The organism is Pseudoalteromonas sp. CR1 (assembly GCF_019392235.1).
GTDB lineage: Bacteria > Pseudomonadota > Gammaproteobacteria > Enterobacterales > Alteromonadaceae > Pseudoalteromonas.
The window spans coordinates 97125-112127 of sequence record NZ_JAHXRM010000009.1 but is presented as its reverse complement, the minus strand read 5'-3'; the positions used below and the strand labels follow the sequence as shown (position 1 = coordinate 112127).

General features: G+C 39.4%; 11 protein-coding genes. 2 read left to right on the top strand and 9 right to left on the bottom strand.

What is annotated here, in order from left to right; translation table 11 throughout:
* Nucleotides 1–103 precede the first annotated feature (103 nt).
* From KZZ04_RS10020 to KZZ04_RS09990, 7 genes are all read right to left on the bottom strand, one after another.
* The gene (locus KZZ04_RS10020; protein ID WP_219422631.1) at nucleotides 104–2644 is read right to left on the bottom strand and encodes a TonB-dependent siderophore receptor; all 2541 of its coding nucleotides are present in this window, start codon (nucleotides 2642–2644) and stop codon (nucleotides 104–106) included.
* Nucleotides 2645–2892: 248 nt separating this feature from the next.
* A complete protein-coding gene (locus KZZ04_RS10015) occupies nucleotides 2893–3804 on the bottom strand; it encodes a sensor histidine kinase (RefSeq protein WP_219422630.1) in 912 nt (303 codons plus the stop codon).
* Nucleotides 3805–3910: 106 nt separating this feature from the next.
* The gene (locus KZZ04_RS10010) at nucleotides 3911–5029 is read right to left on the bottom strand and encodes an HDOD domain-containing protein (RefSeq protein WP_235591448.1); all 1119 of its coding nucleotides are present in this window, start codon (nucleotides 5027–5029) and stop codon (nucleotides 3911–3913) included.
* Between the two features lie 5 nt (nucleotides 5030–5034).
* Nucleotides 5035–7044 (bottom strand): EAL domain-containing protein, encoded by a 2010-nt coding sequence (locus KZZ04_RS10005; RefSeq protein ID WP_138529350.1) that lies wholly within the window; start codon nucleotides 7042–7044, stop codon nucleotides 5035–5037.
* Between the two features lie 289 nt (nucleotides 7045–7333).
* Nucleotides 7334–8617 (bottom strand): ATP-binding protein, encoded by a 1284-nt coding sequence (locus KZZ04_RS10000; RefSeq protein ID WP_219422629.1) that lies wholly within the window; start codon nucleotides 8615–8617, stop codon nucleotides 7334–7336.
* Complete coding sequence (locus KZZ04_RS09995) at nucleotides 8617–9192, bottom strand: chemotaxis protein CheX (RefSeq protein WP_058404536.1); 576 nt, start codon at nucleotides 9190–9192, stop codon at nucleotides 8617–8619. Before KZZ04_RS09995 ends, KZZ04_RS10000 begins: the two co-directional genes overlap by 1 nt.
* Complete coding sequence (locus KZZ04_RS09990) at nucleotides 9189–9554, bottom strand: response regulator (protein WP_058404535.1); 366 nt, start codon at nucleotides 9552–9554, stop codon at nucleotides 9189–9191. The genes KZZ04_RS09995 and KZZ04_RS09990 overlap by 4 nt, the downstream gene beginning before the upstream one ends.
* 243 nt (nucleotides 9555–9797) lie before the next feature.
* Between KZZ04_RS09990 and KZZ04_RS09985 the strand changes: the two genes are divergently transcribed.
* Both KZZ04_RS09985 and hemH read left to right on the top strand, forming a co-directional pair.
* Nucleotides 9798–11132: an HD domain-containing phosphohydrolase gene (locus tag KZZ04_RS09985; protein WP_058404534.1), complete on the top strand. Its 1335-nt coding sequence runs from the start codon at nucleotides 9798–9800 to the stop codon at nucleotides 11130–11132.
* 74 nt (nucleotides 11133–11206) lie between these two features.
* Nucleotides 11207–12226 (top strand): ferrochelatase, encoded by a 1020-nt coding sequence (gene hemH / locus KZZ04_RS09980; RefSeq protein WP_006793511.1) that lies wholly within the window; start codon nucleotides 11207–11209, stop codon nucleotides 12224–12226.
* Nucleotides 12227–13071: 845 nt separating this feature from the next.
* Here the strand turns inward: hemH and KZZ04_RS09975 are convergent.
* Both KZZ04_RS09975 and KZZ04_RS09970 read right to left on the bottom strand, forming a co-directional pair.
* Nucleotides 13072–14277 (bottom strand): type II toxin-antitoxin system HipA family toxin, encoded by a 1206-nt coding sequence (locus KZZ04_RS09975; protein ID WP_219422656.1) that lies wholly within the window; start codon nucleotides 14275–14277, stop codon nucleotides 13072–13074.
* A complete protein-coding gene (locus tag KZZ04_RS09970) occupies nucleotides 14267–14566 on the bottom strand; it encodes a helix-turn-helix transcriptional regulator (protein WP_219422628.1) in 300 nt (99 codons plus the stop codon). Before KZZ04_RS09970 ends, KZZ04_RS09975 begins: the two co-directional genes overlap by 11 nt.
* Nucleotides 14567–15003 lie beyond the last annotated feature (437 nt).

Below are 15003 nucleotides of genomic sequence, written 5' to 3'. Positions count from 1 at the left end.
AAAAAAGCGCAGTAAATAACTGCGCTTAGTAAAGAACCTGAACGCTGGATAATAAATCTATCTCTAGCCAGAGCTCAAGTTAAATAGTTTCTAGCTCAAATAATTAAAATTCAAAGCTTACTTTTGCGTAGTAAGTACGCCCGTCAAAACCATAAGGCAATGCACGTACAGGATATTTAAACGCACCATTGGTGATAAAGTTTAGCACTTCATCATCACCTAACTCATCAGGTGTTTCATCAAATACGTTGTCGGCACCAACCGAAAGCGTAAACATCTCATTAATGTCATAACTTACGTTCACATCAACCAATACAGCAGCTTCAACAGTACTTGTTGGTTTAAACGAGCCCGTTGGCGAAAGCTCACCGGGTAATGAAATGTGGTCGTTACCAAAATACTTTACATCGGTCTCGCCAAAGTAATTAAAACGAAGCGTAGAAGTATAAGCTTCACGCTCATAATCAAATGTCAGTGTTGAACGTTCACTTGGCTGCCCATCAGTAAAAAAGCTACGTTGTAAGTCATCAAAGGCAACCGCTTCTGGAATGCCCTCTTCAGCATTAACGTTATCAATTTTAGTGTCGTTCAAATTACCAGCGAAAGTAACACCTAAATTAGCGCCGTCGATTTCAGTACGGTATGAAGCAATAATATCAACACCTTGCGTAGTAGAATCAACGGAATTTGAGAAGTAATTGGCTTGTACTGCACCGGTTGCTTGCAGTGCAGCAAGCGCGTCTGGACTAAACGAGACGTCGTCGGCCGACAGCAAACTACCTAGTGTTATACGGTCTTTAATTTCTACACGGTAAAAATCAACAGTAAGCGAAAGCTCACTACTTACATCGTAAACAAAACCCGCACTGTAGTTAGTTGAAGTTTCAAGCTTTAACGTATCTACACCTAATGCACTTGGGAATGCCGTACCAGTGTTGGCAGTAAATGACTGGGTTAACGAACCGTCAGAACCTAGGTTCGTTGTAAACGCAGTATAACCACTTTGTTGTAATGAAGGCGCTCTGAAGCCAGTTGATACCGCACCACGAACAGCAAAGTCATTATTAAACTCATAACGCGTTGCTAGTTTACCTATTAAATCGTCACCCGCATCTGAAAAGTCTTCAAAGCGCAGTGCACCACTGACATTCCATGCATCTGTGATCATTGTTTCTACATCAACAAATACGGCATAACTATTACGATCGCTCTCGTTTGCCGCTTCTGGGCGAAGGCCGTTGTAAGCCTGGAAACCACACTGCGCAAATTGGTTTTCATCATTAACTGAAGGGTATGAAGTGTCAGTATTAGCTAAGCCACAGGCATACGACGCTTGGCTGCCCGGGACTATTTCGTAGTTTTCTTTTCGGTACTCAGCGCCAATAGTTACGTATAATGGTTCACTGCGACCAATATCTACAATACCGTTAAAATCAGCATTAAATGTAGTTTGATCAAATCTAAATCCACCTGAATAACCACCTGTTGGGCCTGCATTGGCTGCAATATCAGCATCGCTTGCATCAGGGTTATTAAATAAGTACTCAGCTGCGTATGACGCATTTAAGGTATTACGCGAGGTAAAGTCGTATTCGTTTTCACCATATACAGCCGACACATCGTAAGTCCAATCTGGGTTTATGTCGCCTTTAAACCCTATTGCAAATGAAAGGTCTTGTGCTTCATTGTATATACGCGGTAAAAAACCATCACTATAAACTTGAGTCACGTTTTTAGACGCTTCATTAAAGTTACGATAAAAACCATTACCTAACGCGCTTCGCTCTGAGTAACCACCAAACGAGTAAAGCTCGCTATCGCCAACAGGCAGTGCCATATTATAAAACAGCGATGTGAATTCGCTATCCGCGTTACCCTGTCCCCAACGAACATCCTCTGAAAGCGTTCCAGGTTCTACATTTAATGAACCCCCTGTATCGCGCTCTGCACGGTTAGTCCCGTCGGCATCTCGATACTCCAGTGATAAATTAATAAAACCGCCTTCACTACCTAACTCAAAACCACGGTTTAAGCCTGCAGTAACCGTATCGCCATCGCCTTCGCTTGTGCCGCCATACTGAACAAAGCCCGTTGTTACACCTGTTGAATTATTAAGTGATAAATTGATTACACCCGCTATTGCATCAGAGCCATATTTTGCCGCTGCGCCATCGCGAAGTACTTCAACACCTTTAAGCGCAGTTAACGGAATTGCGTTCATATCGGTACCCGCAGCACCTGCACCAACCGTCCCATTCAGGCCAAAAATAGATTGATTATGACGGCGCTTGCCATTAACCAGTACAAGTGTTTGATCGGGTTGTAAACCACGCAAGGTCGCGGGTCTAAATAAATCAGAACCATCAGAAACCTGCGTACGCGAAAAATTAAATGAAGGGGCTGTTGCTTGTAAGCTTTGGCCAAGCTCAGTATAACCGCCTTTATTTAAATCATCCGAGTCTATTAAATCTATTGGCGAAGATGACTCGGTTGATGTGCGATTTGAGACTCGTGAGCCTAAAACAGATATTTGCTCAATATTTTTGACAGCTTGAACGGGAGCTTCTTGTGCATTTACAACGCCAGGTGCGCATACTGCAAACGCAACTGACACTGCAAGTGTATTTAAACGATATGTTGACATAGTGACGACCCTGTTTATGTGTGTTCTTATAATTTATATAGCGATTGTGTATCGCCAATGAGGAACATCCTAGCAACATATACAAGCAAAAAGAAATGAAAAAATTTAAATTTATGACCTAAGCATGCAAATTAAATTCAACTAAAGAAAAAACAACCTCAAAACGATCAAAATTAAAGCAAATAAAGAATTGAAATTACAAAACAAATAATTAACACCTTATTTACAAAGGGTATTTATATGCAAAGTTATGCTTTTAAGGGAAATAAGCATGAAATGGACGTACCTGTCTCTAAAATACTATTAACGTGCACCTTTCCTGCGTGTTCTTGCATAATTGATTGCACAAGCGTGAGCCCCATACCAGTATTTTTACCCACCTCTTTAGTTGTGAAAAAAGGGTCAAACATCTGCTCTTGAACCTGGTTTGACATACCACAGCCATTATCTTTTATTTCAACACAAATATAATTATCTTTTTCAAAAATGCTCACATCAACAATGCACCCTTTAGTGTCGTTATGCTCGCATGCATCTCTGGCATTAAGGAGTAGATTAACAAATAGCTGATTAGTTGATGCTAAATTGCAGTATATCGAGGGGGTATTTTCAAAGTGAGTATTAACTGCACATAATTTAAGCTGGCTTTCGAGTAAACGCAGTATGTTGTTAGCAACATCAGCCATGTTAACAAGTTGCATTGCGTGGTGCTCATTAGAGTCCATAAAGTTTAGCAAGTTTTGAACACAATAATTAACCTGCTTTAGGGTGCTGGCACTTTCTTTTATTCTTGGTGACAAATCGTTACTGATCCAAGCAAATGGATGTTGTAAATTAAGCAAATCAAGCTCGTGTTTAAACTGGCTTTCTTTTAGCTCACCGCTTAGGTATTGCTCACTTATATTTAATACTGAGGTGATAATTTGGCTCGAATAATTAAAGCTATCAACAGTACCAATAGCTTTCAGTAAAGGCGTGTTTATTTCTGAAGCTGCATCAACGCTCAAAGTACCTAAAGTCGCCATTTTAGTACTCTGCACTAACATTTTTTTATAACGCGCTAGTTCGGCTTCTTTTTCGTTGATTTGCTTTTCGAGCTGTTTACGTTTTGCTTGCTCGTCTATAAGTGCACTCTCTAAATTACTTTCTACTTCATTCATGCCAGAATCCCTATAGCTATTGCTTTAATATTTAGTTCGCAAATTCTAAACACGCAACCTAAGTAGCTTTATTAATGAAAACAAAAGTAATGACCGCTTTGATTTATCACCAATCAAAAGTGCCAATTGCTTCATAAATTGATGAGTCAACCTCATGCTGTTGGCAAAAAGTAATTAAAGCTTCGTTCGACTCTTTATAAAAAAGCTTTTGCTGAACAATAAACAATACATTACCTAACTTGTTATCAGACGCTTGTAGCTCGCTAGAGTTTATAATTAATGAACACACTTGAGAGCTATAACCCCAAAGTTTCATCACATAAGCAGAAATGTGTAAATAAGAAATGCAGTGTTCAGGTAACGGTTCTTCTGCACTTAAATCACTTTTCTCTTCCCCTTCAAGCTTTATTAATTTGCCAACAAAACTTAACAGTGCAACAGAAAAAAGCAGCGCCTGTTCTTTTTGGCTCATTTTTATATGTTGTGCAAATTTTTTAACACAGCTCGCGTAATGTGTAGCTTGAGATAAATGTTGTTCATGCTCACTAGCAGATAAACATGATTGGCTGTTTTGAGCTATTAATAACGATGCACTAATTGATAATAATATAGTTGTTCCAAGGCGAGACACCGCTTCTTCAATTGAACTCGTTTCACTCGTAAACCCTAAATAAGCCGAGTTAGCAAGTTGTAGTAATTTAGCTACAATAATTGGCTCTTTAGCTACCACTTCAGCAACGTTAGCCAAGTCGTAATCGCAACTGTTTATTAGGTTGTTAAGCTCTTTAAGTAGTAAAGGGTAAACAGGAAAGCTAGGCATTGAGCCTAACTTGCGTCTCATCGTATCTGAAAATGGCAACGCCTTTAAATCGGCAACATTTTCAAATAACAAGATTAAATTATCTTTACTAAATGGTTTTGCAAGGTACATATGCACAACGTTACTTTGCCGCATTTTTGAAGTTAACGATAAATCGCCTGTCAGCAGCGCCCTAACCGGGTAAGGGTTTTCAGTCAAGCAGCGCTCTAACACATCAAGCCCATTAATATGCGGCATTAAATAATCGCTTATGACTAAATCAATGGTTTTATTTTTATTAAGGATCGACCAAAACTCATTTAATTCAGTAACCGTAATTACGTCTGCAACAGGGTAAATTCGATTAATTGTTCTTTGTAGAGCCTTTAAAATAAAACGCTCGTCGTCAAATAAAACGATGGTCATTGTGTTCATTGAGTATCGCACTTATTTTTAATCGTTAAATAGCGACAAAACTCATCAGCATGCAAAGGTTTAGAAAAGTAAAAGCCTTGTATATAATCACAGCCCAGCTTTCCAACTAACTTACACTCGTGCACAGTTTCAACACCTTCTGCAATGACTTTAAGGTTTAAATCATGCGACATGCGCACAATGTTTCTGATCATGCTTTGCATTTCAAGTGATGAGTCCAAACCACTAATAAGCTCTTTATCTAATTTAATCGCATCAATAGATAACTTAGAAAGATACGCAAGCGATGAATAACCAATGCCAAAATCGTCAATTTGCACTTCAAAACCCAAGTCGCGGAGCCTTGTTATTTGTAGCTGACATTCGTGTAAATCATCCATTAAATACGTCTCTGTAAGTTCAAACTGAATACTCGATGCACTCAGGCCATTTTCTTTTAGGCGCGCTAGCATAAAATCAATCCACTGCGGATCTTCTTTTATTTGCCGAGCTGATAAATTAATAGCTAATTTCCCAACCTCTATTTTTTGCTCTTGCCAAGTTTTAAGCTGATTAAAACTTTGAGAAATGACAAATCGGCTAATAGCAATAATTTGGCCATCGCATTCTGAAATAGGTATAAATAAACCAGGAGACACCCACCCATACTTTGTTGGTTCGTACCAACGAATAAGCACTTCGGCGCCACTTACTTTATTTGTTTTTAAATCTATTTTAGGCTGAAAACACAAACTAAATTCTTCATTATCAATCGCTTTAAATAATAACCGGCTTAACTCAAAGTTTTTTCGGTAGTCATTCACAAGCTCTGCATCAAAGCGGGTAAAAAATCGTTGCTGTTTTTTAGCCAAGTAGTTCATATTCAAACTAAGGTGGTTAACTAACTCTTTGCCCGTTAAAACATCGTCAGGAAAAATGCCGTACACGCCATAAAGCTCTAAACTCATTCCTTTGTAACGTTGGGGGATAGCATCGGTAAATAAGGTCATTGTTTTATTAAGTGCGGCAAGTAATGTGGCATCGTTACTTGCGTGAGGCACAGATAACATAAACTGGTTAGAGTGCTTTTGACACATTCTTACCTTTTCACCAAGGGTATTGTGCAGTACTTTTGCAAGCAAATGTGTAAATTCGTAAGCGCTTTGGTAATCTAATAAATCAGCTATAAGTTCAAATTTAGCAATACCGATAAAAATAACCGTGTAACTGGTATTTTCACTTTCATAATCATTTAGCTGTTGATAAAAAGCGGGCTCTTTAATAAGAAACTCGCCAAAGCTTTCTATTAAAATTTTGTTACTCGATTTACTCGGGTTAACCGACAGCTTCAGTAACTGACAAAAATCATCAGACCAATATCGCTCCAAAATAAACTCGTATTCTTTGTCGCTATCGGGACATTTACGAGCAATAAATAGCATGTCGGTTTTGTTATTTAAAAAAGCCGTTAAGTCAGTTTTGTTTTGCTGTGAATCTATACTGGTTATGTAATCATCAACATAGCTGTATAACCCAGGGAAAATAGTCTGGGCGGGGGCATTAAAGCGAGTTATTTTACCTTGGTCATTTATTTCAATAAGTGCCGTTACGCTCCCAAGGAGTAGTTGATCACGCTCGTGCTGTGCAATGCGTCTGCAATAAAGCTTTTGTGCTTGTTTAATTGTGTCAACCAGCTCGTTTTCGTCCCATGGCTTTTGTAAAAACTTAATCGCAAGCCCTTGATTAAGAAGCTCAACAACCGAATTAAAATCGGCATGACCACTAAGCACTATGTTTATTATATCTGGCCAATGTTTTTTGGTTTCTCTGAGTAAGTCGGCCCCTGTCATATTAGGCATTCTGTAATCGGTAAGAATCACCGATACATCATGCACTTTTAAGTAAGCCAATGCTTCTGGGCCACTAGCCGCTAATGCTACTTTTTTAAAGCCGGCACGCTTTAGCACGCGCTTTAAAGACCGTAATACATTTTCTTCATCATCAACCAAAAGGATACTAGGTTCCACTATTGGCTCCCATTGTTATTTAATCCTAAATAAAGATTAAAACGGCTAATACGACAGCGCATAATGCACCTATCGTCATTTAAACTGATATGGCTATAGTTAACATGTTTTAGCTCATAGCCCCATTGTAAAAATAGCGCCTGCTATTTATTACTCAAAAAACAATCCTAAAAAACCACACAGCGCAACAAAAAGCAATACAATACAACTAGGAATAGACTAACTTATATTAATAACTACAATACGTATAGGGTCTTAATGTACACGGCTAAAATTGCCATTAAATAGATTAATTTAAAGGCGCTTTAAAAGTGTTAAATACAAACGTAAAGCAAGTGCCTTCCCCCTCTTTGCTCAACACGTCTATACCAGCCTCATGCTCTTCAATAATTGTATACACCTCAGACAAACCTAACCCCGTTCCTTGTCCAATTTCTTTAGTTGTAAAAAACGGATCAAAAATGCGTTCCAAGTCAGACTCAGCAATACCGGCACCAGTATCTTTAATTATTAATGTTATTTTGTCGCCATTTTTCTTGCAGTCAATGGTAAGCGTTCCTCCAGAGCTCATTGCCTGCAGCGAATTTAAAATCACATTAAATAAAAGCTGCCTTATTTTTCCAGCTTTACCATCTATAAATACCGGCTCCTGGGGTAAGTCTTTTTCAACCTGCACTTTATAATTAAGCTCATTTTTAAGCACAACTAACGTAGATTCAATTTCGGCGTATAGGTCTACTTCTGCCCAGCCTTCTTCATCGTTTAGTGCAAAATCTCGTAAACTATTCACAATTTTTTTAACTCGCTCAGCACCATTTAGCGACTCATCAAGTAACTCTGGTAAATCTTCTACAATAAAGTCAACACCGTGACGTTCGTATACATCCTCGAGTAATTTTATAAATCTTTCTTCTGCTTGTTTTACAATGATTTTTTTTTGTGTCTGCGTTGTTTTTATCAGCTTTAACGCATAATCCTTTAGCGTTTCTAGGTTTGAGCTTACAAACCCTATTGGGTTATTTATTTCGTGTGCAACCCCTGCAGCTAATTGACCTATAGACGCCATTTTTTCTGACTGGAGCATTTGCTTTTGCGCTACTTTTAACTCTTGATGCAGTGCTTTTAATTGTTGATGCTCTTCTTCAAGTACATTTTTTAAGTCAGATTGCTGAATAAAATAACTGGCTTCTGCAGTCACATCGGTCACAAAAATGCTGACATGCGTAACCTCGGCATTATCGTTCGAAAGCGGCATAAACTGCACATTTTGGTACATTTGCGACTCGTCTCCTGTAATAGGGCGACTACTGCGCATAGGGAATACATGGGGGCGTTGTTGCCAATAACTAAAGCTAGGATTTTTTAAAATAAGTACACTGTCAATTTTACGTTTTAAAAAACGTGCTTGCTCTTCAAATACGCTTAATAAGTGCTGACCAACTAGGTCGGGCTGGCGAATAGTTAAACCACCTAAAAATGTAGGGTTAGCGAATGTGATGGTCATATCTTGGTTTATAATGCATGCACCAATAGGAAGCTGTTCAATGACCCGCTCAAACTCACTTTTCTCCATTAATCCTCCAATAAAGCTTTTATGGGTATTAACAGTTGTTCAATTGAGCCTTCGCTTAAGCCAATGAGTATGCGCGCATCAAATTGCATTTGCTCTATAAAAAACTCTACTTCTATAATTAAAATAGACGACCACTCGTTGCTATGCACCGATTGTAATGGGTAATAAAACGCAGGCATATTCAATTGCGTCGATAACTCAAGCTGGCTTGTAAATCCCTGCAAGCAAGCAGCAGATAAAATATTGGTAACTTCTAAAACAAGCTCTTCTGTAGCGGCATCATCAAGTGGTAAATCAAAGTCCATAACCTCTGCTAACGCATTACAGCCATCTTTATGCATGCTCATTATCACTTCGCCACGAATGGTGCCCGTGAAAGACTGCCGTGCAAACCAATTATCAGAGAGGCTATTAATCATCCCCTGAAAGTCTTCAGGAGACATTGCTTGAATAGCAGGAATAGACAACGACACCTTAGTTTGAATAAGGCGTGCAAGTGCATCGGCCGCCTGCCCCATAGAAATGTTCATTATTTCTTGAAGCGCATCGCGCTCATCTTCATTTATTTCAATCATAACAAACCAACATCCAGCAAGGTTTCGCGTAATTGATCAGCCTTTAAAGGCTTTTGTAAAAACCTAAAAGCGCCCATTGAGCTAACAAGCGCCTGTGCTGCTGGTTGAATATCAGCACTAATTACTATCACTATGGTTTTTTGGTGTTCCTGCTGTAGCTCTTTTAATACTTCAAAACCATCCATTTGTGGCATTTGTAAGTCTAAAAAAAGTACCTCTGCTAACCCAGTATGCACAGCTTCTAATGCCTCTACGCCATTTTTAGCTTCATGAATAGTTATATCCCAATCTTCAGGGAGTGCGCGTTTAATTGTTTTTCTTGAAAGTGCTGAGTCATCAGCTATCGTAACCGGTATTGGCATACAGTCCTCACTATACAATATTAGTACGTAACCCTCTGTTTTAGAGTAGAAGTAATTAGTGATTTCTGCAAAAAATTATCCTACAAATTAGCCTTTCATGCTGAGTTTTTGTTATTTTTCAAAGGCCTTAAATTCACGCATTAGTAAAATACATCATAATTATTAAAATCTATCAATTCAGTTGTTTATACGCCCAGGTTAGACTAAATTTAACTATATATCAGAATTGGCTGGCCTTATTTAATGCAAAAAACCTCTGAACTAGAAGAATTTAACAATCGACCTGCGCATATTTTATGCCTAGATGACGAAGCAAGTGTTTTAAAGTCACTTGTACGATTGTTGCGCATGAACAAATTTAATGTGGTTGTATCGACAGACGGGCACGACGCGCTTCAAAAAATGTCAGCCACACAGTTTGACGTGGTTATAAGTGATATGCGTATGCCAAAAATGAGTGGCGCAGAATTTTTAGCAAAGGCAAAAAAGCTAGCTCCTGATACTCAACGTATTTTATTAACGGGTTTCTCTGATTTAGAGTCAACGGTCAGTGCTGTCAATGATGGGGGGATCAACGCCTATATTCAAAAGCCTTGGCAAAACGATCACTTAATCAGCGTTATAAAATCAGCCGTAGAAAAGTTTCGTTTAAAAAAACACAACGAGTTACTGCAAGCCCATGTCAAAAAACAAAATGCGCAGTTAACCGAACTGAATCAGTCGTTAGAACTCAGAGTAGAAAAACGCACAAAACAAATAAAACAAGTTCTCAGGCAGCTTGAAAAAGCCAATGAGCGAGAAAAAAACGAGCATAAGTCTACCGTAGAGCTACTCTATAATTTTATTAACGCTAACCCCTATCTCGACGGTAATAAAGCGCAAAACATTGCCAATACCTGTACTCATATAGCCTTGTATTTAAATGCATCACAAAAAAGTATAGAGCTTGCTCCAACGGCTGGTTATCTAGCGCAAATTGGGCTACTTGCAATGGACCCCGATCTTTATAAAAAGCCAGTGAACAAACTTACCGAAGCACAACGCAAAGCCTTTTACACTCACCCCAGCACCGCGCAACTAATGCTTATGCCTGCACTGCATTTACACGACGTGTCTGACGCTATTTACTATCAATTTGAACGCTATAACGGCAACGGGTTACCCAAAGGGCTTTCGGGTAACGAAATACCCATTGGCGCCATGGTACTTAGTGTTGCACGTGATTACTGGGACGCATATGAGCAAAGTGTGGGCGATAACGAAGCTGAGCACCACCAGCACGCGCTCGACACTATAAAGCTATACAGCGGTACATTTTATCACCCTAAAATTGTGCGAGCACTTGAAGCCAGCCACAATAAGATGAAAGAAAAGAAAAGCACAGCAGGCTCAGTTAATATTTGCAACGCACAAGAGCTCAAAGAGAACATGGTACTGGGCAATACGCTTCAGAGCCATACCGGCATTATGTTACTACCAAAAGGCCATGTATTTAGCCGTAAATCAATTGAAAAATTACAACAACTTGAAGCTAAAAAACCAACCCCCTTTAGAATTATGATTAAAAGCGCTAAATGATTGATCTAAAGCAGGCTTTTTTTCGTTACAATAAGCCTAAAATATCAATATAACTTTGCTTGAAGGAGCACAACGTGTCGCGATTTTCTGCCGTAACCGACAATCCCCACGACGGGCGTTTTAATCAAAAAACGGGAATACTACTTACTAATTTAGGGAGCCCAGATGCTCCAACGGCCGCGGCACTTCGTATTTACTTACGCGAGTTTTTGTCTGACCCACGTATAGTCGAAATACCGCGCCTTGTATGGATGATCATACTACATGGCATCATTTTACGAGTACGCCCAAAACGTTCAGCAAAGCTATACAAAAGCATTTGGACAGAAAACGGGTCGCCCCTCACACACATTACGCGTCAACAAAGCGAAAAGCTCAACACATTATTAAAGCAAAAAGGCTACACAAACACCGAAGTTGTTATGGCTATGCGTTATGGCAATCCTTCAATAGAAGCAGGCCTTGAGGAGCTAAGAGACAAAGGCCTTACGCGCATTATTATCATGCCAATGTACCCACAATATTCAAGTCCAACAACGGGTTCTACATTTGACGCCGTATCAAGCGTACTACGCAAATGGCGCTGGGTTCCTGAGCTTCATTTTATAAATGGCTATCATAAAAACACCACGTATATTGAGTCATTGGCTAACAGCATAAGTGAAGACCTAGCAGCCAATGGCATGCCGCAAAAAATAGTGTTTTCATACCATGGTATGCCAAAGCTATTTTTAGACAATGGCGATCCGTACCATTGCCTGTGTTTACAAACAACACGACTTGTTGTTGAAAAACTTGGCCTTGATAAAGATAACGTTATTAGCACTTTCCAAAGCCGATTTGGTAAAGCTGAATGGTTAAAGCCTTACACCGATGCTACGCTTGAAAGCCTGCCAGCTGAGGGAATTAAAGACGTTGCAATTATAAGCCCAGCGTTCAGCGCCGATTGCCTCGAAACTCTTGAAGAGTTAGAAGGTGAAAACCGTGAGATTTTTGAAGAAGCCGGCGGCGAAAAATACCGATACATCCCTGCTTTAAACGACAGAGACGACCACATTGAAGCCATATTTGATGTGTTAAAACCGATGTTGTAATCAGCTCAATATAATAAACAAGGCGTTAATATTAACGCCTTTTTTTATGCCCACTCTTCACCAAGAGGTTAAGAGACGCTGCGCTTTTGGAGTTAGTGAAAAAGCCCATCATTTACAATGCCATGGCTGAATTTACCTATAGACGTGCTTTGCTTTTGTTTAAAAATGCCTTGAAGGGTTATAAAAGTAACTAACTTACCACCGAGAGGTGAAGGAGAAAACCAGGAGAAGCAACAAAACCAATCTTTTTAACTCTGTGTAGCGCAAAGCGCCTCGGTGTGCTCTGTGGTGATAAAAGATCACTTAACCCTGTCATTTTAGTTGCTCATTTACTCCTCATTCGCTTCTATTTGTGCATTAAGATTTTAAAAGCCAATGACTCACAAAGAGGTTAAATTTACTGGTAGACACGCAGCTTGCTTGCGTTTAAAAGCAACGCTTTTAAGGGGTATAAAAGTGATTGTTTCACCACCGAGAAGTGAAGGAGAAGACCAGGAGAAGTGACCAAAACAATATTTTAACTCTGTGTAGCGCAAAGCGCCTCGGTGTACTCTGTGGTGATATTTATTTTAAATAACAAGAAGCTGCCGCTTCTAACGTGAGCAAGCTCTACGTCTACAAAAACAAACTAAAATACCGCCTGTTACTTTAGTTGCTATTTACTCCTCATTCGCTTCTCTTTGTGCATTACGGTCTTAAAGCGAATTAATCACAAAGAGGTCAAGAGCCGCTGCGCTTTTAGAGAAGTGATTGTGTTTAATAACGGAAAACTTTACTTCTAACATCAGCAAGCTCAACGCACATGAAAAACTAAACACTAGCTTCGCTCTTTCAATCATTCCTTATTAGGTTATAGAAGGTATTACACTTTCTAAGCGCTTTATATCAGCCTCACTAATATTAGCGAAGCGCTTGAAATGAGCCGGCCATTGGCGAACATAACACTCAATCTCAGTAATAATCTTTTTTGCCTGAGCATTATTTAAACCAAAGCGTTTAGCTTGCGACAGAATATTATCGATACTCGCATAGCGGCCATCATCACCAAGCCCTAAGCCATGCTGCTTTGAGTTATTAATTGGAGTAATATCGTAAGCAGGGCTCATGCGCCACGCTTGCTCAAGAAAATTATACAAAAATGCATGGTTACGGCTGTGGTCATCTGCATTACCTATAAATACGTTAAATACCATTCGCCTAAACAGCTCAGTAGCATCATCAGCAAATTCACCTGTGTGGTGGCGAATAAACTCAGCCAATTCAGCGTAACTATAGTAAGTTGCTAAATCGCTTAACGCGACTTTAGGTGTTTGTAGCAAACTATTAGCGCTCAAAAAATGATGAGTTGGCAAGCCATCACTTACATCAAAACGTTCAACTAACAACACGTCACCATTTTCTGTTTCATGAATACAGGTATTTGCAGTACGAATACCCAATTCATTAGCCATACACATAGCCCCATGCTCAGCCCTAACTAAATTGAACAAATCATCTTGACGATTAAATTTTGCCAAGTAAAGTTTATCACCAATTTTTACTGATGTTTTAGGCCTTGCACCACCCATACTTTGACCAAACTCAAAGGCTTTTTTTGCCTCGAGTGAGATAGCCTTATCAGCGAGTAAATCGTCTTTAGCTTGATCTAAAAACGCTAAATCGGCTAACGTATTTTTATTAGTTTTATGCTTTGATGCACTGCGCGACAAACTAAAAACCAAAGCGCCCACACCATACCCAGACCCAGCTAGTAAAAACTCAAGCTCATTTTTTGGCCTAGTATTATGTAATGATAATATAAGCTTACGGCCCCAAGAGTCCGCGCCGGCGTCACTTAAGACGCCAAATATACCTTTATTCGCCGAATAACTAACAATGCCAGGCTTTAACGGTAAGTGCACCGGATCAAGAGCAAACGCATCTGGCCGTGCAAGGTAACTTTTACCGTAATTAAACTCACCTCGACCTGTTTGTGTATTTAGCTTAAAAAAACCACAAATAATAGGGGTGTCTTCCAAACCATCAATAAAAACATAAGCCTCAGAAGTCATCATTAACCTCCTGAGTTTTACGGCCTTTGCGTTGCCTTGCATTATAACCACCCGCATCTGCAACTAACTCATTAACCTCGTCTAACAACGAACCTTGTAACTGAAGCGCAACTAAAGCCTCAAACAATATATCGCTTTTTACCACCTCACCTTGCTCAAGTTTTTGTACCGTTGAGCGAGATACACCTATCATTTTAGCAAACGTACTTTGGGTATAATGCAAAGTGCGGTGCTGACGAATTAAATCACCCAATCGATTCGCCAATTTTAACGCTTGCCCAGATCTCATATATGCACACTTAGTCAGTCATTAACATGATAATGATTACTTTAGCAGTATTTAAATTGTTTGCAAGATGCTTTAAATTGATGCAAAGCAGGTTTAAAACAACGCTCAACGAAACAGCCTCGTACCTTTCATTGGCCAGACCTTAAACTTACTAACGCGAAAGCAAATAACTTAAGCCCACTTACTTTTGTTACTCATTTACTCCTCATTTTGTTCTATTTGTGCATTAAGATTTTAAAAGCCAATGACTCACAAAGAGGTTAAATTTACTGGTAGACACGCAGCTTGCTTGCGTTTAAAAGCAACGCTTTTAAGGGGTATAAAAGTGATTGTTTCACCACCAAGAAGTGAAGAAGAAGACCATGAGAAGTGACCAAACCAATACTTTTTAACTCTGTGTAGCGCGAAGCGCCTCGGTGTGCTCTGTGGTGATATTT

Bases quoted from the DNA above. Each gene is read 5' to 3' on its own strand.
- KZZ04_RS10020 (WP_219422631.1), bottom strand. From the start codon at position 2,644: ATGTCAACATATCGTTTAAATACACTTGCAGTGTCAGTTGCGTTTGCA.
- KZZ04_RS10015 (WP_219422630.1), bottom strand. From the start codon at position 3,804: ATGAATGAAGTAGAAAGTAATTTAGAGAGTGCACTTATAGACGAGCAA.
- KZZ04_RS10010 (WP_235591448.1), bottom strand. From the start codon at position 5,029: ATGACCATCGTTTTATTTGACGACGAGCGTTTTATTTTAAAGGCTCTA.
- KZZ04_RS10000 (WP_219422629.1), bottom strand. From the start codon at position 8,617: ATGGAGAAAAGTGAGTTTGAGCGGGTCATTGAACAGCTTCCTATTGGT.
- KZZ04_RS09995 (WP_058404536.1), bottom strand. From the start codon at position 9,192: ATGATTGAAATAAATGAAGATGAGCGCGATGCGCTTCAAGAAATAATG.
- KZZ04_RS09990 (WP_058404535.1), bottom strand. From the start codon at position 9,554: ATGCCAATACCGGTTACGATAGCTGATGACTCAGCACTTTCAAGAAAA.
- KZZ04_RS09985 (WP_058404534.1), top strand. From the start codon at position 9,798: ATGCAAAAAACCTCTGAACTAGAAGAATTTAACAATCGACCTGCGCAT.
- KZZ04_RS09975 (WP_219422656.1), bottom strand. From the start codon at position 14,277: ATGACTTCTGAGGCTTATGTTTTTATTGATGGTTTGGAAGACACCCCT.
- KZZ04_RS09970 (WP_219422628.1), bottom strand. From the start codon at position 14,566: ATGAGATCTGGGCAAGCGTTAAAATTGGCGAATCGATTGGGTGATTTA.